The sequence below is a fragment of the Kaistella haifensis DSM 19056 genome (assembly GCF_000735695.2).
In the GTDB taxonomy this organism is placed as follows: Bacteria; Bacteroidota; Bacteroidia; order Flavobacteriales; family Weeksellaceae; genus Kaistella; species Kaistella haifensis.
The window spans coordinates 22,501-48,203 of record NZ_JASZ02000018.1; the positions used below are offsets into that span (position 1 = coordinate 22,501).

Annotated in this window: 22 protein-coding genes and 1 pseudogene; 21 read left to right on the forward strand and 2 right to left on the reverse strand. The window is 36.5% G+C overall.

From position 1 onward, the window contains the following. Window positions 1-24: 24 nt before the first annotated feature. Window positions 25-2,631, reverse strand: a complete 2,607-nt coding sequence (locus AP75_RS09060) for a TonB-dependent receptor plug domain-containing protein (protein WP_088264380.1) — start codon at window positions 2,629-2,631, stop codon at window positions 25-27. A gap of 192 nt (window positions 2,632-2,823) precedes the next feature. Between AP75_RS09060 and AP75_RS09065 the strand changes: the two genes are divergently transcribed. The 11 genes from AP75_RS09065 to AP75_RS09115 all read left to right on the forward strand — a co-directional run bounded on the left by AP75_RS09065 (window position 2,824) and on the right by AP75_RS09115 (window position 12,943). Beyond that, a complete protein-coding gene (locus tag AP75_RS09065) occupies window positions 2,824-3,501 on the forward strand; it encodes a response regulator transcription factor (protein WP_088264382.1) in 678 nt (225 codons plus the stop codon). Between the two features lie 9 nt (window positions 3,502-3,510). After that, the gene (locus AP75_RS09070; RefSeq protein ID WP_088264384.1) at window positions 3,511-4,545 is read left to right on the forward strand and encodes a sensor histidine kinase; all 1,035 of its coding nucleotides are present in this window, start codon (window positions 3,511-3,513) and stop codon (window positions 4,543-4,545) included. 126 nt (window positions 4,546-4,671) lie between these two features. After that, window positions 4,672-5,259: an IS1096 element passenger TnpR family protein gene (locus tag AP75_RS09075; protein ID WP_031503732.1), complete on the forward strand. Its 588-nt coding sequence runs from the start codon at window positions 4,672-4,674 to the stop codon at window positions 5,257-5,259. A 139-nt stretch (window positions 5,260-5,398) separates the two neighbouring features. Then, on the forward strand, window positions 5,399-6,751 hold the full coding sequence (locus AP75_RS09080; RefSeq protein ID WP_088264386.1) for an alpha-amylase family glycosyl hydrolase: 1,353 nt from the start codon (window positions 5,399-5,401) through the stop codon (window positions 6,749-6,751). 6 nt (window positions 6,752-6,757) lie between these two features. Next, the gene (locus AP75_RS09085) at window positions 6,758-7,198 is read left to right on the forward strand and encodes a hypothetical protein (protein WP_088264388.1); all 441 of its coding nucleotides are present in this window, start codon (window positions 6,758-6,760) and stop codon (window positions 7,196-7,198) included. A 72-nt stretch (window positions 7,199-7,270) separates the two neighbouring features. Further along, window positions 7,271-8,065: a thymidylate synthase gene (locus AP75_RS09090; RefSeq protein WP_031503736.1), complete on the forward strand. Its 795-nt coding sequence runs from the start codon at window positions 7,271-7,273 to the stop codon at window positions 8,063-8,065. Window positions 8,066-8,136: 71 nt separating this feature from the next. Continuing rightward, window positions 8,137-8,379, forward strand: coding sequence for a hypothetical protein (locus tag AP75_RS09095; RefSeq protein WP_088264390.1), 243 nt, complete (start codon window positions 8,137-8,139; stop codon window positions 8,377-8,379). A gap of 53 nt (window positions 8,380-8,432) precedes the next feature. Then, a complete protein-coding gene (locus tag AP75_RS09100; RefSeq protein WP_031503738.1) occupies window positions 8,433-8,684 on the forward strand; it encodes a hypothetical protein in 252 nt (83 codons plus the stop codon). Window positions 8,685-8,761: 77 nt separating this feature from the next. Beyond that, window positions 8,762-8,989 (forward strand): hypothetical protein, encoded by a 228-nt coding sequence (locus tag AP75_RS09105; RefSeq protein WP_031503740.1) that lies wholly within the window; start codon window positions 8,762-8,764, stop codon window positions 8,987-8,989. Window positions 8,990-9,004: 15 nt separating this feature from the next. After that, a complete protein-coding gene (locus AP75_RS09110; protein WP_031503742.1) occupies window positions 9,005-11,515 on the forward strand; it encodes a M1 family metallopeptidase in 2,511 nt (836 codons plus the stop codon). A gap of 102 nt (window positions 11,516-11,617) precedes the next feature. Next, window positions 11,618-12,943, forward strand: coding sequence for a hydroxymethylglutaryl-CoA synthase family protein (locus AP75_RS09115; protein WP_031503744.1), 1,326 nt, complete (start codon window positions 11,618-11,620; stop codon window positions 12,941-12,943). 79 nt (window positions 12,944-13,022) lie between these two features. Here AP75_RS09115 and AP75_RS09120 read toward each other — a convergent pair whose 3' ends face one another. Next, on the reverse strand, window positions 13,023-14,252 hold the full coding sequence (locus tag AP75_RS09120; protein WP_088264392.1) for a dicarboxylate/amino acid:cation symporter: 1,230 nt from the start codon (window positions 14,250-14,252) through the stop codon (window positions 13,023-13,025). A gap of 91 nt (window positions 14,253-14,343) precedes the next feature. On the opposite strand from AP75_RS09120, the gene AP75_RS09125 reads away from it, so the two are divergent. The 10 genes and pseudogenes from AP75_RS09125 to AP75_RS09175 form a co-directional block, all read left to right on the forward strand. Next, window positions 14,344-18,567, forward strand: a complete 4,224-nt coding sequence (locus tag AP75_RS09125; RefSeq protein ID WP_088264394.1) for a T9SS type B sorting domain-containing protein — start codon at window positions 14,344-14,346, stop codon at window positions 18,565-18,567. 290 nt (window positions 18,568-18,857) lie between these two features. Next, a complete protein-coding gene (locus AP75_RS09130) occupies window positions 18,858-19,229 on the forward strand; it encodes a PadR family transcriptional regulator (RefSeq protein WP_055041457.1) in 372 nt (123 codons plus the stop codon). A gap of 4 nt (window positions 19,230-19,233) precedes the next feature. Continuing rightward, entirely contained in the window at window positions 19,234-20,931 is a 1,698-nt protein-coding gene (locus tag AP75_RS09135; RefSeq protein ID WP_088264396.1) for a PspC domain-containing protein, read from the forward strand. A 318-nt stretch (window positions 20,932-21,249) separates the two neighbouring features. After that, entirely contained in the window at window positions 21,250-21,816 is a 567-nt protein-coding gene (locus AP75_RS09145; RefSeq protein ID WP_031504874.1) for a 1-acyl-sn-glycerol-3-phosphate acyltransferase, read from the forward strand. Between the two features lie 15 nt (window positions 21,817-21,831). Next, entirely contained in the window at window positions 21,832-22,260 is a 429-nt protein-coding gene (locus tag AP75_RS09150; protein ID WP_031504872.1) for a PaaI family thioesterase, read from the forward strand. A gap of 2 nt (window positions 22,261-22,262) precedes the next feature. Continuing rightward, a complete protein-coding gene (locus tag AP75_RS09155) occupies window positions 22,263-23,240 on the forward strand; it encodes a chorismate-binding protein (protein WP_088264398.1) in 978 nt (325 codons plus the stop codon). A gap of 1 nt (window position 23,241) precedes the next feature. After that, window positions 23,242-23,622: an SMU1112c/YaeR family gloxylase I-like metalloprotein gene (gloA2, locus tag AP75_RS09160; protein WP_088264400.1), complete on the forward strand. Its 381-nt coding sequence runs from the start codon at window positions 23,242-23,244 to the stop codon at window positions 23,620-23,622. A 43-nt stretch (window positions 23,623-23,665) separates the two neighbouring features. Further along, window positions 23,666-24,781: a 5-(carboxyamino)imidazole ribonucleotide synthase gene (locus tag AP75_RS09165; RefSeq protein WP_088264402.1), complete on the forward strand. Its 1,116-nt coding sequence runs from the start codon at window positions 23,666-23,668 to the stop codon at window positions 24,779-24,781. A gap of 78 nt (window positions 24,782-24,859) precedes the next feature. After that, window positions 24,860-25,360 carry a 5-(carboxyamino)imidazole ribonucleotide mutase gene (gene purE, locus AP75_RS09170; RefSeq protein WP_031501744.1) on the forward strand — a complete coding sequence of 167 codons (501 nt, stop codon included), beginning with the start codon at window positions 24,860-24,862 and terminating at the stop codon, window positions 25,358-25,360. Window positions 25,361-25,490: 130 nt separating this feature from the next. Further along, window positions 25,491-25,703, forward strand: a pseudogene (locus AP75_RS09175) (IS5/IS1182 family transposase); the annotation flags it as partial.

A 25,703-nucleotide genomic window follows, 5' to 3' on the forward strand; every position in this document is an offset into this window, starting at 1 on the left:
ATTTTTTATTAAATTTTTTTTATTTTAAAATGTATATCCTGCGGTGAAATTTACAGAGGTTCCGCGTTTGTAATCAGTATGGAGGTTGGTTCGTACATCCAAAGGAATTGTGCCGTCTTCGCCTTGTTCTAATTTATAAGTACTGTTCAGAATGTTGAGGATTCCTAGTTTTACGTTCCAGTTTTTGGTAAGTTGTGCATTGTACACAAAATCTAATTGATGGAAAGGTCTTTCATATATATGATCGAGACCTGACGTTCCTACCGTGAAGATTTTAGATCCCGAAACATTATATACCAAAGATGCTGTATGTGGTAGGTTTTGTCCGTTTTTGAATTCATACTTCAAATCAGCGTTTACTGTCCATGGTGCTGCACCTTGAAGTTTTCTTTCTTTTAAAGTTCCTGTGAAGTTTACTGGCTTTTCCTGATCGAGTTGTTCTGGACTTCTTTCAACTTTAGAGTACATAAAAGTAGCATTGGCTCCTAAGCTCCATTGGTTTAGAGATTCTGATAACCTAGATAAATCTAATATTCCTTCTAATTCTGCACCTCCTAAGATTGCGTTTTTTGCATTTAAGAAAGTAATAGCAACACCGTTTGAGTTTCCGGAGGCTGTATAACTTCTTTCGATAGCATTATTTATTTTTTTAGCAAAAAGATTGATGGCAAAAAGTTCTTTATTGGTAGGGAAAATTTCGTATTTCAAATCGAGGTTATAATTTTCGCTATTCTTCAGATCTTTATTTCCAATAATATTTTCGTTATCTGGATTGATATATACAATCGGCATATATTCAATAAGAATAGGTCTTGTAATGGTTTTACTAGCTGCGAAACGAATATTGGATTTGGAATTGAGATTTTTCTTTATTGAAAGCGAGGGCAAAATAAAATACTGGTTTCTGGTAAGATTATTGAAGTTTAAGTCACTCTGCTCTTTGTATCGTGTAATATTGATATTGTTTTCTACACGACCACCAACCAATATATCCCAAGAATCATCAGGTTTATAATTAAGGTTAAGATACCCCGCATTTACGAATTGATAAAGATTAGAACGGTAGCCATTTTCATTAGTATCTTCTTTGAAATGGAAAGCGCCGTTCAAAATATAGTTGTCATAAGTTTGCTGTGGGTTATCAATATCCACAACTACGGTTCTTAAAGCTACATTGTCGAGGTTAGAGGCGATGAATCGGTAGGAGTTGCTTCTTTGGTCGAAAAAACCATTGTATCCTACTGAAAGTTGCCAAGGATAACTTTGACGGTCTCCCTTTTCTCCTAATAGAACTGAATATTCAGCCAATCCGGAAAGGTAGTTGTTTCCATCAACATCCAAATACTGGCGAATGAGGTTGTTTCCACCGAAAGTCATTTCTACTTCATTAGGTCTTCCGGTAAGGAAACCTTCAGAAATTTTTCTGTCGGGCTGTTGAAAATTATTTTTCACCCAGCTTCCACCTATTTTGAAAAGATGTCTTTCTCCGATTTTCTGGCTTGCCCAAAGTTGCACATCCAAAAATTTAGAAATATCCATTTGATCTACCCTGAAAAAACGTTTTCCTGCATCCTGCTCCTTCTGATCTTTGTAACCTGTAAAATCTGAAATTCTGTTGGATGAATTTTGTAAGAAAATAGCGTTTAAAGCTACATTTAAACCTTTATTTTTGTATCCCAAACCTACCATTGCAGAAGACTCCAACTCATAGATGTATTCTTTTCGGTAAAGATCATTATTCATTTTTCCTACCGTTTGCAAAGAGATAAACTGGTTTTTGTTCCCCGAAGTAATTTCATATTTTGTACCTTGGTTCAGGGATAATAATAATCCTAATTCTCCGGTATCACTAACTTTGAATTTTTGCGATGTTGTGAAACCAATATTGGTATTGGGTAATGCTTTGATTTGATCTGCATTCCACCCATCTTTAAATGATTTTACTGATTCTTCCTGAGTGAAATTATAGTTGGAAGGTACATAATTTCTTACTTCACCCGGAAGTTGGCGGTCTTGTGAGTTGAGCCCTAAATATCCGTTCATCGTGTATGCATTTGGATTTACTTTGAAATCCTTAAAGCTAGATTGGGTATTGTAACCAAAACCGAATTCTACTTTCGAGAAAGAACGATCAATAGTAAGCGTTTCTATATCGAAGGTAGCTCCTGCAAAATCAGCATACAAATTGGTGTTAAATGTTTTATAAATATTAAGTTTTCCTACTACATCTGTCGGAAACTGTTTCAAGGCAATAATTTTTTGGAAAGGGTTATTCGATGGTGATCCCAAACCATTCACAAGCAAGGTATTGTATCTCTCTTCCAAACCTCTTACGAATAATCCTCTGCCTTCTACGGTGGTAATCCCCGTTACTTTAGTCAATCCTTGCTCTACATTCGATATTCCTTTTCTTGTAATTTCCTCTGCACCAATTGATTGTTTCTGTATGATTGCTTTTTTTTGATCCAGCAGCAATGCTGTTTCCGATTTTTTATTTCCATTACCACGAATAATGACACCTTCGAGGTTTTTCTCCTTTTTCACTGTATCATTTACTACTTGCTGGCCGTAAATCATCCCAGATGAAGTAAGTAAAAATAGGACCGCAACGCTCAGTTTTCTTATTTTCATTTCTTCTTTTAAATTAGTTTCTATTTCGATGCAAAGGAAGATATTGTATTGCGATTGGGTGTTGCCTCACTTTTAATTTTACATTAAAGATTTTTGAACAAAAACAATCGAATGTTAATTATTTGTAAATAAAGATCAGTGTTGCCTTTGCCTTGGTATTTTTTATTAATTTTGAAAGGTTAAAACGTAAAAATGAAACAGAAAAAAATTCTTTTAATTGATGATGAACAGGATATTTTGGAAATTCTTTCCTATAATTTAGAAAAAGAAGGATACGATGTTTCTACCGCCCAGAACGGAATTGAAGGAATCGAAAAAGCCCGCGAAATTATTCCGGATCTCATCCTTCTGGATGTGATGATGCCAGAAAAAGACGGCATCGAAACGTGCCAGGATTTAAGAAAAATTAAAGAATTACAACAAACCCTCATCGTTTTTCTTTCCGCAAGAAGCGAAGAGTTTTCCCAATTAGCCGGTTTCCAGGCAGGTGCCAACGATTATATCGTGAAAATCATTAAACCAAAAATTCTTATTTCTAAAGTAAATGCACTTTTGCAGCTTACTTCCAGAGTTTCAGATTCTTCCAAAAACATCGAAATTGGTGATTTAATTATCGATAAAAACAACTTTCGCGTTTCCAAAGCCGGTCAACAATTTTTGCTTCCTAAAAAAGAATTTGACCTCTTGTATCTGCTTGCTTCCAATACCGACAAAGTTTTCAAAAGAGAAGAAATCCTCGAAAAAGTTTGGGGAAATGACGTGATCGTGGGCGAAAGAACCATCGATGTACACATCCGAAGACTTCGCGAAAAACTCGGCTTGCGAACCATTCAAACACTGAAGGGGATTGGTTACAAATTAGTTGTGTAAATTTGTGGAATGAAGTTTCACAAGCTTACTTTAGTAGCATCGGTTTTTTTAACCGTCGTGATGTCGATTATCGCAATGATTTTCGATTATTCCAACGATGTCGTTTTCCATGAAAAAAACAATTTCTACCTCACACTTTTGCTTTGTGTGATTTTTATTTTTGTCCTTAATTATTTGATTTTAGAATATCTCTTTAATTATTACGGCAAAAAACAAATTAAAAAAATCTCTACGATTTTGCCCGGCGATTTCTTACCGCAAGATGAGAATGATATGAACTTTAAGGAATTGGGAGAAAGAGTTTCCGAATTCAGCCAGAAAAATGCCACCGAAATCGATACCATGAAGGAAATGGAAACCTATCGGAAAGAATATATCGGAAACGTTTCTCATGAACTGAAAACACCGCTTTTCTCCATTCAAGGTTATGTAGAAACATTGATCGACGGCGGAGTAGAAAACCTCGCAATCCGCGATAAATATTTAGAAAGAATCGATAAATCCGTCGAGCGACTTCTGAATATCGTGAAAGATCTCGATATGATCAACCAATACGAATCCGGCGAAATTACTTTAAATTTAAGCCGATTCGAACTTAATTCATTAATCCGCGAAGTAATCGATTTACTCGATTTGGAAGCGCAACGAAAAACTTCTGTTGTTCAACTCCAAAGTTCTGCAAATCAGATTTTTGTGAATGCCGACAAGCAGAAGATTTCTCAAGTTTTGATTAATTTAATCTCAAACGCAATTCACTACGCCAACCGGGAAAAAGCGCAAATCATCATCCGAACTCATGTCCTGAAAAATAAAGTTTTAGTAAAGGTAGAAGACAACGGAATGGGAATAAAACCGGAAGTTCTGACCCGTATTTTTGAACGGTTTTATCGGGTAGAAACCAGCCGAAGCCGGAACGAAGGAGGATCCGGTTTAGGGCTTGCTATTGTGAAGCATATTTTGGAAGCTCATGGTGAGAATATTTCCGTAGAAAGCGTATATTTGGAGGGCACGAAGTTTAGTTTTATGCTCAAAAAAAGCATTTAGAAAACGGCAAAATGTAAGCAAAACTTTTTTAATAAAAACGCTTAAAATTTTTTTTTGTCAAATTGCAATTGTTTTATATTTGCACCCTAATTCATACTAAAACTCATCTTAAACTTTCATACTATAATGGTTTATAAAATCCGCATTATTTTAGATACCAAGGACGATATTTTCAGAGATGTCGAAATTAAAGATAAGCAAAATCTTTGGAATCTCCATTTGGGAATCAAAAGTGCATTTTCTCTTTTGGGTGAAGATTTATCGCTCTTCAATATTTTGGATCAAGATGGTACCGTGACAAAAACGGTTCCATTAGAAGATATGAGCGACGATGGCGACGGAGAAATCATGTCCGACGTATATATTAATGAAGCATTCGAGAAAGTAGGCGACAAGATACATTTTCAATATGGTTTCTTAGATTTGTGGGAATTTTTCTGCGAATTGGTTGAAATTATTGACGAAAAACCAGCCGTAAATTATCCGATCACTGTGTTCCGTTTCGGCAATATGCCTCTAAAAGCACCGAGCAAATCTGGTGGAAAAAAAGGAACCAAAAACGCTGCAATTCCTTTGTTGGATGATGATTTTGAGAGTTTTGATGATAATTTCACTTCCAGAACGTTTGCTGATGAAGACGAAGGGTTCGATGATGAAGAAGAAGATGATTTCAATGACGATTTCTTCGAAGAAGAAGATGCCGACGAAATTTAAAATACATACAAAGCCCCGAAATGTCGGGGTTTTTTTATGCTCGGTTACTTGAGTTCATTTTTTTTTTAAAATTGATTTTTAATAATCTATCGTTCGGATTTTCCATTTAAAAATAATACATTTGCTACAAATCATTAGCATGAAAAAACTGATACTTTTAGCCATCATTGGATTAGGAATTATTTCCTGCACTACCCAAAAATCAACTAAAATGAACGATTTGCCCAAAGAATGGAAGCATACCACCAATATTTACGAAGTTAATATCAGACAATATACCAAGGAAGGAACTTTCCGCGCGTTCGAAAAAGAAATGCCGCGACTGAAGGAAATGGGCGTGAAAACGCTTTGGTTTATGCCGATCACACCGATCGCTCAAAAAAACAAAAAAGGACCTCTCGGAAGTCAGTACGCAGCACAAGATTACACCGCAATCAACCCGGAATTCGGGACCATGGAAGATTTCAAACACATGGTGGATGAAGCACACAAAATGGGTTTCAAAGTCATTATCGATTGGGTGGCGAATCATACCGGTTGGGATCATGTTTGGACTAAAACCAATCCCGATTTTTATTTGATAGATCCAAAAACAAACGATTTCCAAAAAGCTTCCGGAATGGATGATATCATCGAACTGGATTACAAAAATCCGAAAATGCGTCTTGCAATGATCGATGCCATGAAGTTTTGGGTTCGTGAAACCAATATTGATGGGTTCCGTTGCGATTTAGCATCATGGGTTGAGGTTGATTTCTGGCAACAAGCAAGACCGGAAGTTGAAAAGTTGAAACCTCTTTTCTGGCTCGGCGAATTCGATGAGTTGGAAAATCCGGAATACGGAAAGGTATTCGATGCAAGTTATGTCTGGAGTTGGATGCACAAAACCAAAGATTTCAACGAAGGAAAAGCTTCTTTTGGTGAATTGAAAGACCTTCTCGGGAAATATTCAGCAATCGGAAATGGCTCGATGAGAGCTTGGTTCACTTCCAACCACGATGAAAATACTTGGAACGGAACTGAATATGAAAAGTACGGCGCTCTGGCAAAACCTTTGGCAGTGTTTTCCATCACTTGGAACGGTGTTCCGTTGATGTATAATGGACAGGAACTTCCTTTAAAAACCAAAAGATTAGAGTTTTTCCAGAAAGATCCAATTCCATGGACAGGAAATAATGAATTGCACAATTTCTATAAAACTTTGCTCCAGCTCAAATCGAACAATCCTGCGCTTCGAGGTGGTGATGACGCTGCAGAAACCTATATCCTGAAAACTTCTGCAGACGATAAAGTTTTGGCTTATGTTCGAAAAAACGGCAAAGATGAAGTTTTAGTGGTGCTGAATTTTTCTAAAGATAATGTTTCTTTTACCATTGATGATGCCAATGCTGCAGGAGTTTTTTATAACGTTTTCAGTGGACCGGTGAAAGATTTTTCGTTGGATAAAAATTTCTATTTACCAGTCGGAGGTTATGCGGTGATGAAAAAATAATATTGGATGTACAAACCCGAAATCCTGAAAATCATTCATGATAAATTATCTGAAAAAATTGATCATTTAGAATATCTAATTGCCGAAACCCGCGCTGCAAATAACGAAACCAAAAGTTCGATGGGCGACAAATACGAAACTTCTCGAGAAATGGTTCAGCAGGAAATCAATAATCTGCAAATCCAATTGAATGAAAATATTCGGTTGAGAAATTCTCTGAAATCGATCAGTGTAAATCCACATCAGAACGTAGGTTTGGGAAGCTTGGTGGAAACGGATAAGGGTTTATTTTATATCGCAGTTTCATTGGGAATGATCGATTATGAAAAAAAGAAAATATTTTTAATTTCTCCGGAAAGCCCATTAGCACAAGCCATGAACGGAAAAACGGAAAGCGAGATATTTTCAATGAATAGAACTCAACAAAAAATTATAAAAATTTGGTAAATTTGAGCAGTCATATTCGCATGAATTTCAATTTCCGAATGGACTGATTATGACCTTTTCAAACTAATTTCAATGCAAAACTATCTTAATCTTCTGCAGCATATTTTAGACAAAGGAACAGTTAAAACTGATCGAACCGGAACCGGAACCAGAAGCGTTTTTGGGTATCAGCTTCGGTATGATCTGTCAGAAGGTTTTCCGTTGGTTACCACTAAAAAAGTTCATCTAAAATCGATTATCTACGAGCTGTTGTGGTTTTTGAAAGGTGATACCAATATTAAGTATTTAACTGATAACGGCGTCTCCATCTGGAACGAGTGGGCCGATGAAAACGGAGATCTAGGTCCGGTTTACGGCGCGCAGTGGCGAAGCTGGAAAGGTGCTGATAATAAAATTGTTGATCAAATTTCTGAAGTGATCGACCAGATTAAAAAAAATCCGGATTCGCGACGATTAATTGTTTCCGCATGGAACGTTGCAGAAATCCCGAATATGGCTTTAGCGCCTTGTCATGCGATGTTTCAGTTTTATGTAGCGAACGGAAAATTGTCGCTTCAATTGTACCAAAGAAGTGCCGATGTTTTCCTCGGAGTTCCGTTTAATATTGCGAGTTATGCGCTTTTATTGATGATGGTTGCGCAGGTTTGCGATTTGGAAGTGGGCGATTATGTTCACACTTTCGGCGATGTGCATATTTACAATAACCATTTCGAGCAAGTCAATAAACAGCTTCAAAGAACACCAAAAGCTTTACCAAAAATGAAATTGAACCCGGAAATCAAAGATATTTTCAATTTCGATTTTGGAGATTTTACTTTAGAAGATTACGAACCTTATCCGGGAATTAAAGCGCCGGTTGCGATTTAATATTTTCTATTTTATTCTTTTTCAGTGATTTAGAAAATTATTTTCTAACTTTGAATTAAAATTTAAACAAAATGGAACTTACCATTCAATTAGAAGATCATGCGGATTTGGCTTTTATCAAAAAACTTTTGACACAAATCAAAGGCATAAAAAGCGTGCAAGTTTCAGAAGAAGATAAAACCTATTCCTGGGAAGAAATCGAAAATTCCAAATATTTCGGGAAAGTGATGGAGCAAAGCCGTGAGCAGATAAAAAAAGGAGAATATATTGAGCATTCCGAAGAATTAATGAATTCTATTTTTGGAAAAAAATGAAAGTAATATATTCGAAAATTGCTTTATAATCGCTTCAAGAAATTATTGAGTTTTTGGAAAATAAGTGGACGGATAAAGAAATCCGAAACTTAAATAATGATTTGGAAAATTTAATAAATTCTTTAAATGATAGAATTATTTCGTATCCAAAAATAAATTCTAAGGATAATTTAAGATTTGCTTTAATTGGAAAGAAACAAGTAAAAGTATTTTTTGAATTAAAAGACGATTGTGTTGAAATCTTATTATTCTGGGCAAATAAAAAGAATCCCGAGAATGTAAAACATTTATTGAATATCAAATAGAATATTCAAAATTATAGTGAAGTTTCATACTTCACTTTTTTTGTAACTTTTCCTGAAATTATAAGACTTATTACCCAATGAAATCATTAAAAATAAATCTTGATGAAAATGCCAGTTTCGAAAAACTGACGGAACTTTTGCTTCAGATCAAAGGCATCAAATCTGTAGAAATCATCGATGATGAAAACACAGAAAGCGATCTGAAAAAAGCATTTACCAAAAGCAAAGAACAATTGAAAAAAGGAGAATATGAAAGCATCGTCAACGATATTTTCGATATCCTAATTACCAAAAAAGCAAAATAAAAATTATTATTTCAAATGAAGAAACTTATCCTATCCATCAGTTTACTCGGAATTTTGTTTACCGGAAATGCCTTCGCGCAGACCGAAACTTCCGGACGAGCAAAAGTGTACCGACAAACCCATACCAAATCTACCGAACTGAAACATACGAAACTGAAGGTGAGTTTCGACTATGCGAAAGAGCAGATGAGTGGCGAAGAATGGTTGACTGCAAGTCCGTATTTTTACCCATCGGATTCTTTGGTTTTGGATGCAAAAGCCATGTTGATTCACGAAGTGGCTTTGGATAAAAATGGTTCGAAAACGCCTTTAAAATACGATTATAAAAATGATGTCCTGAAAATTAATTTAAACAAAACTTATAATCGAAACCAGGATTATACTGTTTACATCAAATATACGGCTCGTCCGAATGAGGTTAAAGACAAAGGAAGCGCAGCGATAACTGATGCAAAAGGACTTTACTTCATCAATGCGCAAGGAAAAGACACCGATAAACCAACTCAAATCTGGACTCAAGGAGAAACCGAAGCTAGTTCCGCGTGGTTTCCAACGATCGATAAACCCAACCAAAAAACCACTCAGGAAATCTACATGACTGTTCCGGATAAATACGTCACTTTATCCAATGGTTTGATGAAATCTTCAACCAAAGAAAACAACGGAATGCGCACCGATCATTGGGTGATGGACAAAAAACATGCGCCATATTTATTCTTCATGGGAGTAGGCGAGTATGCTGTGGTAAAAGATAAATGGAGAAATATTCCTGTAGATTATTATGTGGAGAAGGAATACGAACCTTACGCAAAACAAATTTTTGGAAATACTCCGGAAATGATAGAATTTTTCTCGAAGCGATTGAATTATGATTATCCTTGGGCTAAATATTCGCAAATTACTGCAAGAGATTATGTTTCCGGAGCAATGGAAAATACCACAGCGGTTCTTCATCAGGAATCTGCTCAACAAAAACCTGGAGATTTAATCGATGAAAACAAATGGGAAGATGTGATTTCTCACGAGCTTTTTCACCATTGGTTCGGCGATTTGGTTACCGCGGAAAGCTGGAGCAATCTTACTGTTAATGAGTCTTTCGCCAATTATTCCGAATACCTTTGGAACGAATACAAATACGGAAAAGATTTTGCCGATTATACTTTAATGAAAGCATCCGAAGGGTATTTCCGCGATCCATCCAATGTTTCCAAAGATTTGGTAAGATTCGATTATCATTCCAGAGAAGATATGTTTGATGCAGTTTCTTATAACAAAGGAGGTTCAATTCTTCATATGCTCAGAAATTATTTGGGTGATGATGCATTTTTTGAAGGATTAAATGATTATTTGAAAACCAATGAATACGGAACGGGCGAAGCACAGCAAGTTCGTCTTTCTCTGGAAAAAGTTTCCGGTAAAGATCTTAACTGGTTCTTCAATCAATGGTATTACGGAAGCGGCCATCCGAAAATTTCTTACACCACATCTTTTGAACCGGTGAAGAAAACGGTAACTGTGACTATTAATCAAAATCAAATTGGAGAAAATTTCCAGTTTCCATTGGCGATTGATGTGTACGAAAACGGAAAACCAACCAGAAAAAATGTTTGGGTTGCAGCGAGAGAAAAGAACGATTTTACTTTCCAAGTTGCCAAAAATCCTGATTTCATCAATATTAATGCAGAGGGAATTTTGTTAGCAGAATTCACCGAAACCAAAACACCGGAACAGTATTTCACGCAATATACCAACTCCAAAGAATTTTTGAGTAGATATAAAGCAGTGGAAAATGCGGTAGAAAACAAAGGTGTAAACCCGGCTTCACTCAAAACATTGGTTGCTGCGTTGAAAGATACCAACTTTAGAATCCGAATGAAAGCTTTGAGCGGATTAGATCTTTCGAAACCAGATCAGGCAAAAGCAGCGCTTTCGGAAGTTGAAAAAATGGCTTCTAACGATCCGAAAACTTTGGTTCAAAGTGCAGCGATTTCAGCTTTAGCAAAAACAAAAGACAAAAAATATTTGCCGCTTTTCGAAAAAGGAATGAATGCTATTTCTAATTCGGTAAAAGGAAGTTCACTCAGCGGGATTTCGCTTGTAGATCCTGCGAAAGTTGCCACGTTGGCCGACAAAATTGATTTGGAAAGCGCTAGTGAGGATTTAATTTCCGAACTTTTACCGGTTATCGTAAAAAACAAAATCGAAAAACAAATGCCTGCAATTGCTTCTACAGCGGCGTTTTATCCTTTCATTAAATTCCAGAATCCGGAATTGGGAGCAGCAGCTGAAGAAGGTTTTAATTGGATTATGAGTTCCGATAATTTGAAAGCTACGGAAAATGTAACTAAAATTTTAACCCAAGTGAAAAAACAAATTGGTGAAAATCCACAAGCCAAAATGATGATTTTACAAATTTTGAAAGATGGACTTGCCAAAAAGATGACTATTTTAAAAGTAAATCCTTCGAGCCCAACCATCAATCAACAGATTGATGCGCTTAATAAAGCGATTGAAGCATACAAGTAGTTTTTACTTTGCCCATAATTTTTTTGCCGGAGCTTGTAGTTTCGGCTTTTTTATTTTTCAGTGGAAAATATTTTTCAGAAATTTGTTTAAAATTTAAGCAGTATGAACTATGGTATTGAGGCGGCAAGCTTCCACGTTCCTTCCCTTTATTTGGAAATTAAGGAGTTAGCAGAAAAAAGAAATATAGAACCCGCAAAACTCGAGAAAGGTTTGGGTTTACACAAAATGGCTTTACCCGATGTACATGAAGATGCAGCTACATTCGCAGCAGAAGCTTTACTGAAACTTATTGAAGATAACCAGCTTAACCCCAAAGATATTTCCCGAATTTATCTCGGAACCGAAAGTGCTTTAGATGCGGCAAAACCGACAGCGACTTACGCAATGCAAATGGTGGAAAACGTTTTGGAAAAAGATTTCGGGAAACGTTGTTTCAAAAATTGCGATGTGGTGGACATGACTTTCGCGTGTGTAGGCGCGGTAGATGCGCTCCAGAATTGCTTAGATTTTTGTAGAGTAAATCCAGGAAAAAAAGCCGTTGTTATTGCTTCTGATTATGCAAAATATGAGTTGGCAAGTTCCGGAGAATACACCCAAGGTGGCGGTGCAGTAGCACTTCTTTTGTCCAATAATCCTCAGCTTTTAGAAATAGAAAATGTGTACGGAGTGGCTACAGAAAGCGTTTTTGATTTCTTTAAACCAAGAAGAATTGCCTTGAAATCCGATTTAGCTTCAGCTACAGAATTCATGCCCGATAAAATTGAGATTTTCACGGATGAACCGGTTTTCGACGGACAATATTCCAACCAATGTTATCAAGACAGAATTCGCGAAGCTTACGAGCATTATAAAGAACAAACAGGAATTGAAAAGCCCTATGAAAACTGGCGTTACCTGATTTTCCATTTGCCGTATGCATTCCATGGGAAAAGGGTTTTTACCGAAATTTACAGCTTAGAAAACGGACTTTCTTACCAAAGCCCAGAAGAGCAAAAAGCGGTTGCCAAATCCGAAGATTATATAAAATTTATTAATGAAAAAATAGAACCTTCGCAGCGCGCTTCTTCGGAAGTTGGGAATATGTACACGGCTTCTATTTTTATGGCTTTGCTTTCTGCGATGCAGGTGAGCTACGATCAAAATGAAAATTTAGAAGATCAAGAAATCGGATTTTTAGCTTACGGAAGCGGTTCGAAAGCTAAAGTTTTTGTCGGACAAGTTGGAAAATCTTGGCGAGAAGTGGTTCAGAAATGGAATATTTTCGAAAATCTGAAAAACAGAAAAGCTATTGATTTTGAAACCTACGAAAAACTCCACCGAAAACAATTGGAATCATCGGTAAATCCGAATTATAAAGGATTTGGACTGAAAAGTATCGAAACTGAAAACCCACTTTCTTTGGGAGCAAGATTTTATCATTATCAATAATTTTTAGTTTTTAAAAGAGAAAAGCCGTTTCAGTTGAAGCGGCTTTTTTTAATTAATGATATTAAATATTTTTAAAAAATTACACCGCAAATTCCTTTGGTTCCTGAAATTTTTCCCCGGAAATTTTGGTGACAAACATTGCGGCAACGGTGTCTCCGGTAGAATTGAGAACAGTCGCCAACGGATCCACCAAAGTTCCAATAATCATCACCGCCGGAATGGCTTCCACAGGAAGTTGGTAAACGGAAATCATCAACATTTCGCCGATGTAGCCTCCATTCGGGATTCCGCCCGCAACAATACTCACGAAAATGGTAATTCCTAATGCTAAAAGCAAATTCATTGGATCGAAAAAATCGCGCCCAATAATGAGAAATGCAACATAAATTTTAATAATAGAAGACATCGACGAACCGTTTTTGTGAAGCGTACTTCCAATCGGAATTACGATATTGGCGATGGCATCGGGAACGCCAATTCTTGCGGCTGCTTGAAGATTTGCGGGCATCGTAGCGAAACTACTGCAAGTGGATATTGCCGTTAAACTTGGGTAAATATTGTTTTTCCAAAAGATTTTTACACCATCTTTTCCTTTTGCTACAAATGCATAAATCGAGAAAAAAACAAGAAAATAAACCACGCCGGCTGCGTAATACAAACCGAGCGGTTTAGCATAAAAGCCAAAAAGTTGAGGTCCAACCGTCGCGACCTGATAAGCGAAATAAGCACCCAAACCAATGGGAGCGGCCTTCATTACTAATAATAAAAGTTCTTTCATCACTTTGTAGCCGGAAGCGAGAAAAAGGGTAAAATGTTTTCCTGCATCACCGGTTTTTCTGGCTGCGGTTCCGGTGAGAAAGGCGAAAATCAATAATGCAAGCATATTTTTTCGAGAAAAAAGTTCGGTAAATTCTCCGACTGTGAAGAAACTTACAATTCGATCGCCCCAAGTTGCGTTGTTGCCGGTTTCCAGGATTTCTTTAGAGGTTGAAGGCAATGCTTCAGTGGGAGAAAAATACACCGCGGTAATCGTAAAAAGAGCTGCAATGATGATGAATAAAAGAAATGTAAAAATCATTGAGAAAATAATTTTACCAAATTTCGATTGCTCTTCCAGTGAAGCAATGGAATTAGAAACTGCGAAAAAAACCAATGGAACGACACTTACAAACAATAAATTAAGGAAAATATCGCCAAGTGGTTTAAGAAAATCCACCGCTTTTGGAAAGAAAATCCCAATGAAACTTCCGGCGGTGATCCCGATAATCAGAAGTATAATTCCTGAATAATTTTTTATTAATTGTTTCATAAAGTTCAAAATTTAACCTTGCAAATGTAATTGTTTAGAACGACATCAACTTGGTGAGAATCTTTATACATTTGCATATATATTTTTTAGTGTGAAGAATTTTTTTACTTTTTTAGTGGTCCTCACTTCATTTTGGCAATCTTTTTATGAAGCTCAGGTTTGTCAGTCGCTTTCTGTAACCGATGCAGTGGGAAATAGTGATGTTTTGGTGGATTGTAATTATCCGTTGGTGAACAATAATCGGTGTTTGACTCTTAATGCTTCTGCGCCTACAACTCGCGCAACCGATACATATTCGGTATCTTCGACTGCTTATTCGCCGTATATTCCTTATAATAGTGGAACCGCTCTAAATGCAGATTATGATGATTTATTTGCTTCTTCGATTGATATTCCGTTCACGTTTTGCTTTTTCGGAAAATATTATAACAAAGTTGTTGTGGGTTCCAATGGTCTCATCACTTTTGACCTTTCTCAATTAAATAAAATCAGTTTTCCAAATATTGCGCATAATAATCCGCATCCTTTGTTACCTGGAAATTCAATTTTCGGAGTGTATCAGGATTTAACTTTCCCGGCTTCGGAACCTTCGGAAATTTATTATTCGGTGATTGGAACGGGTTTTTGTAGAAAATTGGTCATTAATTTTTATCAAGGAAGATTGGTTGGTTGTGATGAAAGAGTTTCTACGCAGATTGTACTTTCAGAATTCACTAATGAAATTGAGATTTTTGTTGAAGATAAAAAATTACCGTGTTCTACAGCCAGATTTTCGAATTCACTTTTAGGAATTATGAATGAGGACGAAACGCTCGGATATTCGCCTACCAATAGGAATACCGGAGTTTGGGCAGCACAGAATGAAGGCTGGAAATTTTCACCAAACGGAGCTGTAATCGGTCCGGTCATTGATTGGTTTGATGTTAATAATTCTTATTTGGGAACTGGAAATTCTATTTCGGTTTGCCCGGAAAACAACACGACTTATCGAGCTAGAGCGACTTATAATATTTGTGGAGCACCACAGGTTTTCACGGATGATATTAATGTCAATTTTGCTCCGGATTATCCGCTTGCCAAAAATTTCACCAAAACTTTTTGTATAACCAGCGGAGCTTCGGAAAGCATCAATTTGGATGATTATCAACAAAATGTAACTCCCCAAAATGTTGGAAATTTTAATTTTACTTATCATAATTTAGCAACCGATGCGGGAGCTGGGAATAATCCAATCGGTGCGAATGTTTCCATAAATAGCAATACGACTTATTTTGTAAGAATTCAGAATAAGACGAATCCAAACTGTTTCCGAGTTGCTGAGTTGATGTTCGAGTTCATCAGTAATGTACTTTTGGGAACAAGGGTAAATTTATGTGATTCAAATAACGATGGAGTTGAAAATAATTACCAGCTTTCGAAATTCGATAATCAATTATTTACTCCCGGTTCTGGCGCAACAATCAGTTATTACGCCAATCAAGCAGATGCAGATAATGCGATAAATCAAATTACAGTTGCGGATATTACGTCAACTACGCAATTTTGGGTGCGATATGCTACAAGTTCTTGCTCGATGGTTTTTGGTCCTATTTCAATAAGTTTTACTCCTGGACCGGCGGTGACTACGCCGATTAATTTTCCGGTAACCACTTGCGATTTTAATGATGATAAACAAGAATCTTTCGATTTTTCTACCAATCTCGATAGTTTGGTGACCAGCGAAACTGGTGTTACAATTTCGTATTATAGTACTTTTCAAGAAGCGTATGATGGTTTTGGGTTCAGTTTGAGTACCATTCATAATGGGCAATATTCTGTATTTGCAAGGGTTGCTTATCCGGGAGGATGTTTTTCTATTGCAGAAATTAAATTTGATGTTACTTTTACAAATGTTCCTGCCACTGCGAAATCGATTTCTATTTGTTTTAATGGTACAGACGATGTTCCGGTAGATTTGGTAGCGCTTTCCCAAACAATGTACAACAGCACAGCTCCCGGAATTACGGTTACCTTTTACAATAATCAGAATGATGCTGAATTTCCTCAAAATGCAATTTCACCATCTCAAGTGATTACAGGTGATGGATATCAAGTGTACAAAACTTTTTATGTGCGTTTTGAGAATGCGGATCATTGTTATACTGTTCGGCCTTTAACTATTTCTCTTATTCATCCCGTTGCGATGAAAACCGATTTCGGTGTTTGTGATACAGGAAATAATGTTAGCGAATCCGTAAATCTTACCGACTATAGTTGGCAAATTGCAGGTTCGCAAACCGCAACGATTTCTTATTTCCTAAGCAATGCGGATGCAGTAAGTGGAGCTAATCCTCAAACGAATATTCTTTTATCGGACACTCAGATTTATTATGTTAAAGTTCAGGTCGAAAGTTGTGTGGAAATTTATCCGATTACCGTTAAATTAGTGGCTGCTCCGAATGTCAATTTTAATAATAATTTTACGGCAAATAATATTTGCGACAACAATAACGATGGACAGGAACCTTTTGATATTACTCAATATGAAAGTTCTATTTATAATGATACGGCGTCCGTTTATTTTAGTTATTACCGAAATTATGATCCGTCATATCAATCTTTAAATAACCCAATTTACAATCCGAAATCTTATTTAGCTTCTGCCAATAATACGGTTTATGTGAAAGTTCAATTCACCGCAAGTGGATGTTTTTCGATTGTTGCATTAAATTTGAAAATTAATTTTTTACCTACGATTATCCTTTCTGAAGCAACTTTAAGAAGATGCGATCCGTCTTTTGATCTTAATGAAAGCTTTAATCTGAATGAGGCAACTTCTACGATGTTTGATCAGTCGCAAAATTCAGTTCAGCTTTCCGATACTAAAATCACCTATTACAAGACGTTAGCGGAAGCGAATGCAGGTTTGGTTTCTTCCCAAATTCCTTCTTCTCAAACTACCGATAATGCGCTTACCACAATCTATGCGAGGTTTGAGTCTTTACTGACGGGTTGTTTTTCGGTACAAGCAATTCATTTGAAAACTTATTTTCCGCCAAAAGCGATTAATTCAGTAATCAGTGGAATTTGCGATAGCAATTTGAATGGTAAATATGAAGTTAATCTTTTGAATTATACTTCTCAAATGGTTGATTTCTTTGATCCTGAAAACCATTTTAAATTTTATTTAAATGAAACAGATGCTCAGAACGATCAGAATGAAATAACCAATCCTCCCAATTTTGAAATTGCTGCTTTGCCTGCGAGAATTTGGGTGAAAGTTGAAAATGTTCCGGGATGTAATGACCTCGCATTCATCGATTTACAAGCTAGAGCTAAGGTTGTATTGGCTAATTCTGGTCCGTTTACTTCGGAATCTTGCGATGCTGGAAACGATGGAAGTGAAGTGGTAGATTTAACCCAATTTGAAGCGCAAATGCTTGCAGGCGGAACCTTTACTTATTATCCGTCGCTTGCAGATTTGAATAACAATACCAATGCGATCACCAATCCGAAAGCGTTTCTGTTTAAAATTGGTCCCGGCGAAAATCGTATTTATGTGAAAGTGGATTCAGCGGGTTTTTGTCCGGAAATGACAATTATTAATGTTCGTTTCAAAGTGACACCGTTTTTTTCTATTCCTGATCATTATTTTTGTCCGTACGATGGCGATGCTGTTGACATAAAACCAAATTTTTCAGGATTAAATCTCGTTTCTTATGAATGGAAAAATCCAGCAGGAGAAGTGTTTTCTACAGATTCGGAATTGCTTGGTGTGAATCTCGTGGGTACTTACTCAATCACGGTTACAGCTGAAAATGGTTGTCCTTTCACCACAACTTTTGAAGTGAAAAATTATGAAGTTCCGATTATCACGCAACTTGTTCCGAACGATAATTCGTTTACGGTAATCGCCACAGGAAGCAAACCTATTTTATATTCCATTGATGGAATTAATTGGCAAACGAGCAATGTTTTTGTGAATTTACCGAAAGGGGTAACAACTTTTTATGTGAAGTTTGAAAATGAAGAATGCAGAGGATTACCAAAAAAAGGCGTTGTTCTAGATATTCCGAATGTGTTTACTCCAAATGAAGATGGAATTAATGATTTTTGGACGATCAAAGGTTTGGATGTTTTTGAAGGTCAACAATCTTCGATTCAGGTTTTTGATCGTCAACAAATCATGGTTTTCGAGCAGAAATCGGCGGATCAATTTGTTTGGAACGGAAAATGGCTCGGTCGTCCGGTTCCTACCACAACTTATTGGTATGTTATCACGCTTCCCGATGGGCGACTTTATAAAGGTTGGGTAGTGGTGAAAAACCGAAATTAAAACCCAAATTTTCAGAATAATCCTAGCTTTTAATAAATTAAAATCCGTTTCAGCAATGATTCGGATTTTTTTTTTGAATTTAATTTTAATTTATAAATATCATGGGAAGGCTTATTAATAAAAGAATTTTCAAGGTTTATTAATTTTTTAATAAAAATATTTTTAAAAATTTCACTACTTTGTATTGCATATTACTAAACTTATTTTATATCTTTGCATTGTAAGAATGAGATTCCAAATTTAAGAGATGGAAAATATTAGAAAGAAACCAATTAATAACCTCAAATAATATGAACACAGAAAACACCAAAGCGCAAATGCGGAAAGGAATTCTGGAATTCTGTATTTTGAGTCTTATCGACCGACGAGAAATGTATGTTTCCGACTTGATCGACGAACTCAAAAAAGGAAAACTGGATGTGGTGGAAGGTACCCTTTACCCTCTGCTTACAAGATTGAAAAACGGAGAATTCCTCTCGTACCGATGGGAAGAATCTACCGGAGGACCTCCAAGAAAATACTATCAGATTACCGAAAAAGGCAAACTTTTTCTCGCTGAACTGCTCAATACTTGGAATGAACTGACCGAATCTGTAAACCAAATTACTAAAAACAATAACCCGACGAACGCACCTGAAAGCTCGTTCCAGCCAAATACTTAAAACTATGAACAAGACACTCTCAATAGGACTCGCCGGTTTCTCTTTCACTATCGAGGAACATGCATACATCAAACTCAGCGATTATCTTGCAGCACTCCGAAACTCTTTGGATGCAAACGAAGCAGATGAGGTAATGCACGATATCGAAATCAGAATGGTGGAAATTTTCAAAGATACTCTTGGTAAAAGAGAAGTTATCAACGATGCTGATGTGGAGAAAGTAATTTCCCAAATCGGAAAACCTGAGCAAATCGAAGAACAAGAAGAAGCTTATTTCTCGGAAAAAAATGCCAGAAAAGAAAGTAAATCTGCAGGTAATAGCGGCCAAAAACAACTTTTCCGTGATCCTGAGAAACAAAAAATCGCTGGAGTTTGCGCCGGATTGGCTCATTATGTTGGAATGGATATCAGTGCGATGCGCGCCATTTGGTTAGGAATCGCGATTTTAGGAGTTTTCACTGCGGCAATTTCTACTTCATTAATCATTTTAATTTATGTAATTCTTTGGATCGTTTTGCCAAAAGCAGAAACTGCAACAGATTTTTTGAAAATGAAGGGAAAGCCCATGAATTTTGACAATTTAAAAAATGAATCCAACAAATTGGTGCAATTCGCCAACGAATCTACCCAAAGAGTAGGCGAGATTTACAACGAAAATAAACCTTATATCAACACAGCCGGAAGCGGTTTGTGGAACGTGATAAGATATGTTTTAGGAAGTCTTTTCGCTGTCATGGCATTAATGTGTATTGTAGGTGCATTTTTCCTCTTCGGAATGTTTGGGACCAATGAATTTCCACCGCTAAGAGAATTTAATTTTCTTTTTGAAGATGGCGGAATGAGCAATGTTTTATACGGAATGATGATTATCGGAGTATTGATTCCTGCACTATTATTCAGCTTGCTTTCCATTAAATTAATCTCACCGAAAACTCAATTAAAAAACGTTGGATATGTAGTTGGAGCTTTATTTTTGATCCTTTTGGCATTCGGAACTTATTTCGGAATCAACATGGCGAAAAAAGATATGATCTACAAAGGTCATAAAGAAGACACCGAAAACGTGGCGATCAATACCACTTCCGACAGTTTGTATGTAGACGTAAAACAGGTCGTGATTCCACAGAATTTCATCGGATATGATGACGATATTTATTCCGACAAAAAAGAAGTGTATGAAGAAGATTATCCTTACGTAAATGTAACCCGAAAAGCGGATGTGAAAACACCATATTTAATCATTAAAAAAGAAGGAGAAGGTTACAATGTTCCGATTCAACTGAACGTTCCCGTGGAAATTGAAAACAACAAAATCCTCTTGCCAAATTTCGTGAAATATCCTTACGCTCACCGTTTCCGCGATTATAATGTGAATTATGAATTGGTAGTTCCGATGTCCACAAAAGTTTTCAAACTGAAAGAAAACGGCGTAAACCTCGATGGCGACATTGATGGCGACGGAAATGATGATGAAAATGACGACAACGGCGTGGTGATCGAAAAAGATAAAATTAAGATCAACGGTTCTACGATTCAGTACAATTCCAATGATGCCGACAGTGTAATCATCAACGGAAAAAAAATGCCAAAAGTAGAAGCTGATAAAGTGATCGATTCCATGAAAGTAGATTTTGATAAACTTCAGGATGTGAATATTTCCATCAAAGACGGGAAGAAAGAAATCTCCATCAAAACTAAATAATGAGAGTGGATAAGCAAAGGCGGAGGTATTTATCAATATAAAAAATCCGCTTTTCGCTTGTTCCTCCAATGCAAATTTTAATAAAATTTAACACCGGAATTTGTATTTTAATTAAAAAAAATGCTAATTTCGTACAGTTAATTTCGATCAGCTATCAGTTAACATTTAAAAACATCAAATCATGGTACAGTTCGTTATTGAAATCGCAATCAAAATCATCGATTTCGCAAGCAGTTTATTTTAATTAAAATATTAATTCAATATATTTGTAAAGTATAACCAATATATGGTTATACTTTTTTGTTTAAATATTTCAAAATGAAAAAATTCTTCGGAAAACTAATCTTAAAACTCCTCGGGTGGAAAATCGCTCTCGAAGGCGATGTCGATAATCTCAACCGATGCATTCTCGTGGTAGCTCCACATACTTCTAATTCCGAATATATTTTAGGGAATTTGGCATATTGGGCGCTAGGTAAGCCGCTGAAAATCATCATCAAAGATGCGCATACCAAAGCTTGGTATGGCTTTATCGTAAAAGCTTTGGGTGGAATTGGGATTGATCGTTCACAGAAAAACGATTTGGTCAATTTCGTAGCCAATGAGTTTAAAAAAGACGATTTCAGCCTCGTAATCACTCCCGAAGGAACCAGAAGTTGGGTGCCGAAATGGCGCAAAGGTTTTTATCACATGGCGCTCGCTGCGAAAGTTCCGATTGTAGTTGCTGCAGGCGATTTCAAACACAAAGAAATTCACCTCGGGTACAAAATTTCCGTAGAAGATTTAGAGACCCGAACCTTCGAAGATATCATGCAGGAAATGGAAGATTATTACAAAAAAATCACTCCGAAATATCCTGAAAAATGGAATCCTAAAATCTATTAATCTCTAAAATTCAACATGGAAGACAGCAAAAAAAACGAAATATTACATCGATTAAATAACTGGGGTGGCGAAAATTTAGGCAAAACGTTAGAAATTATTTTCACCGATGTTACCGACGAATCGCTCACTGCGACGATGCCGGTTACTCCAAAAGTTCATCAACCTTTCGGGATTTTGCACGGTGGTGCGAGTTGTGTTTTGGCGGAAACTTTGGGATCTTGTCTTTCGGTTTTGCACGTCGATACCGAAAAAGTTGTTCCGGTGGGAACCAATATTAATTCCAACCATTTGAGAAGTAAAAAAGAAGGAATCGTCACCGGAACCGCACGATTTATCAGAAAAGGAAATACCATGCACGTTTCCGAAATCGAAATTCGTGACGAAAAAGGAGCACTGATCAATCACACCACGATGACCAACAATATCATTCCAAGACCGCAGTAGATATGGTTTTTTTTAGATTTCCTTTCTCCGAAACGTTGTGGACAACCGAGAAAAACTCTGCTCCGCAAAATGTTTCTTTTCATTCTTTTGATCAATCCGAAAGAATTGATTTTGAGGGAGATTTAAAAGAAATTTCGTTTTCTGATTTTCAAAATCTGAATTTTTTAAGTTCAAATTTATCAAGTGAATTATTTGATTTTCAAGAAGAAAATCAGGTTGAATATCAGCAAAAACTGGAAAATGTAATTGATTTTATTAAAGAAAATAATCTTTCAAAATTGGTGATTTCCAGAAGAAAATTGGTTGATTTTGAAGTATTTCCCGTTGATTTGAACCAAACTTTCTTGAATTTATGCGAATCTTATCCGAATGCTTTTGTCTATTTTTTTATAAAAGATGATCGTTGTTGGATCGGTGCATTTTCCGAAGTTCTTGGGAAATTCAATAAAAAAACTTCCGAATTTGAAACCATGAGTCTCGCGGGAACGCTTCCTGTCGAAGAATCGTGGACTTCAAAAGAGTTGGAAGAACAAAAACCGGTCACACTTTTCATTAAAAATATTCTTAAAAACTTGGCTTCAGAAGTCAATGAATCGGAAACTTACGACCACATTTCCGGAAATATTAAGCATCTGAGAACAGATTTTAAAGCTAAAATAGAAAAAACTGACCTCGAAAATCTCATCGCAGAACTTCATCCAACGCCGGCTGTTTGCGGAATACCGAAGGATTTTTGCCAAAATGCAATTGAAAATTTCGAATCTCACCCTCGAAAATTTTATGCTGGATATATTCAAGTTGAAACACAGGAAACGATTCAATATTTTGTCAATTTGCGATGTGCTGAGTTTTTCAAAAACGCAGCTTTAATCTATGTTGGAGGTGGTATTACTGCGGAAAGTTCACCTGAAAAAGAGTGGCGAGAAACCGAATTAAAATCTCAAGCGATTTTGAAAAATCTGGAAATTAAAAAACATTAAAATGTACATTCATCATATCGCGATTATTTGTTCGAATTACGAAATTTCCAAAAAATTCTATACCGAAATTTTAGGACTTCGTATTTTACATGAAGTTTACCGCGCTGATCGTGATTCATATAAATTGAATTTGGGTATTGAAAATCAGTATGTTATCGAATTGTTTTCTTTTCCTAATCCGCCGAAAAGGCCTTCACGACCAGAAAGTTGCGGGTTGAGGCATTTGGCATTTGCGGTAGAAGATGTGGAGGAAAAACGAGCGGAATTGGTTTCAAAAGGATTGATTTGTGAGGAAATTCGGGTGGATGAATTTACCAACAAGAAATTCTTTTTCACTCAGGATCCGGACGATTTGCCGCTGGAATTTTATGAAATGAATTAAAAAAAGGAATAAATTATTTTTAAATAAAATTGAATCTATAAAAATGAAAATCGGAATTTTAGGAGGTGGTCAATTGGGCCGAATGTTTATTCAAGAAGCGTTGAAATACGACGATGAATTCCATGTTTTGGATCCAAATCCCGAATGTTCGTGTGCTGGAATTTCTCGTTTTGTGAAAGGTGATTTTAATGATTATGATGATGTTTTAGCCTTCGGAAAAGACAAAGATGTCGTAACGATTGAAATTGAACATGTAAATGCGGAATCTTTGGAAGCTCTTGAACAACAAGGTATTAAAGTCGTTCCGAATTCCGGAAGTGTAAAAATCATTCAACAAAAAATCCTTCAAAAATCCTTTTATTTGGAAAATGAAATTCCAAGTCCGGAATTTCAAGCGATTCAAAATGCTTCGGAAAGAAATTTTTCACTTCCGTTTGTTCAAAAAATGAACACCGGTGGATATGATGGAAAAGGCGTTCAAATCATTAAAACAGAAGAAGATTTGCTGAAAATGTGGGATGTTCCGTCGGTTTTGGAGCATTTGGTAGATATCGATAAGGAATTGTCGGTGATTATCGGAATCAACGAATCTGGTGAAAGCCAAACCTTTCCGGTGACTGAAATGGTGGCTGATCCGAAACTGAATCTTTTGGATTTTAACATTTGTCCCGCGGCAATTTCTGCGGATGTTGAAGATCAAATTGCCAAAATTGCGGAACGATTTACAAAAGCCATTGCATCGCCAGGTTTGTTTGCTATCGAACTTTTTTTGGATAAAAACGGAAAAGTTTGGGTAAATGAAACTGCGCCGAGACTGCATAATTCCGGTCATCAAAGCCAAGAAGGAAATGCCAATTCCCAGTTTGAGCAGTTTTATCGCGTGGTGAAAAATTTACCTTTAGCAGATACCACAAACTTTGGGTTTTCAGGAATGTTGAATTTGGTAGGAGAGGAAAATTACTCCGGAAAAGTGAAATATGAAGGGTTAAATGAAGTGATGAAACTTCCTCAAACTTACATTCATCTTTATGGGAAAACCGACACAAAAGCCGGCAGAAAAATGGGCCACATCAATGTTCTAGCCAATTCCCGAGAAGAACTTTTAGAAAAACTCACTCACATTAAATCTTTGGTGAAAGTGAAGGCGGAAACAATATAACAAAGGTCGAACGTCCAAGTTTTATTTTTGTAAATTTGAAAATATTATCTTTTTAACGATAGAAAAAATTAAAAAAAAATGGTAGGAATTATAATGGGGAGCAAAAGCGATTTGCCGGTGATGCAACAAGCAGCGGATTTTCTGAAATCTCTTGAAATTCCTTATGAATTAACGGTGGTTTCGGCTCACAGAACGCCCGAAAGAATGTTTGAGTATGCAAATTCTGCTAAAGATCGCGGTTTGAAGGTAATTATCGCCGGAGCGGGCGGAGCGGCTCATTTGCCGGGAATGGTGGCGAGTTGCACTACTTTGCCGGTAATTGGTGTGCCAATTTTATCGTCAAATTCTATTGATGGTTGGGATTCTGTTTTGTCGATTTTGCAGATGCCATCTGGAATACCGGTGGCAACTGTAGCGCTGAACGGAGCCGCAAATGCGGGAATCTTAGCTGCGAAAATCATTGGAACTTCTGATGAAACTGTCGCAGCCAAATTGCAAAAATATCAACATTATTTAAAAAATAAAGTCCTCGATACGGTAGATGAAATCAAGCAATTCCATCCGAATTCGTTTGATTGATCTGCTGAAATTATCTAAATAGTCTCTCCTTAAACCACTTATAATTTACTGATTATTAGTATTTTGGGTTTAAAATAGCTTGTTTTTTATTGCAAGAATTTGTATATTAGAGCTTTAAAACCTTGCAAATATGTTAGGAAAAAATCCAGAAAAACTGCCAGAATTATTCCGCCCGATGTTGGTTGATTTTATTGATGATAAACACGAACTCGTTTTGCTTTCAGATAAAATAGATTGGAATTATTTCGAGAACGAATTTTCGCCGTTGTACTCTAAAGTGGGCAATCCGAGCCATCCGATTCGTTTTATGGTGGGCTGTTTGCTTCTGAAACATCTTTATAAT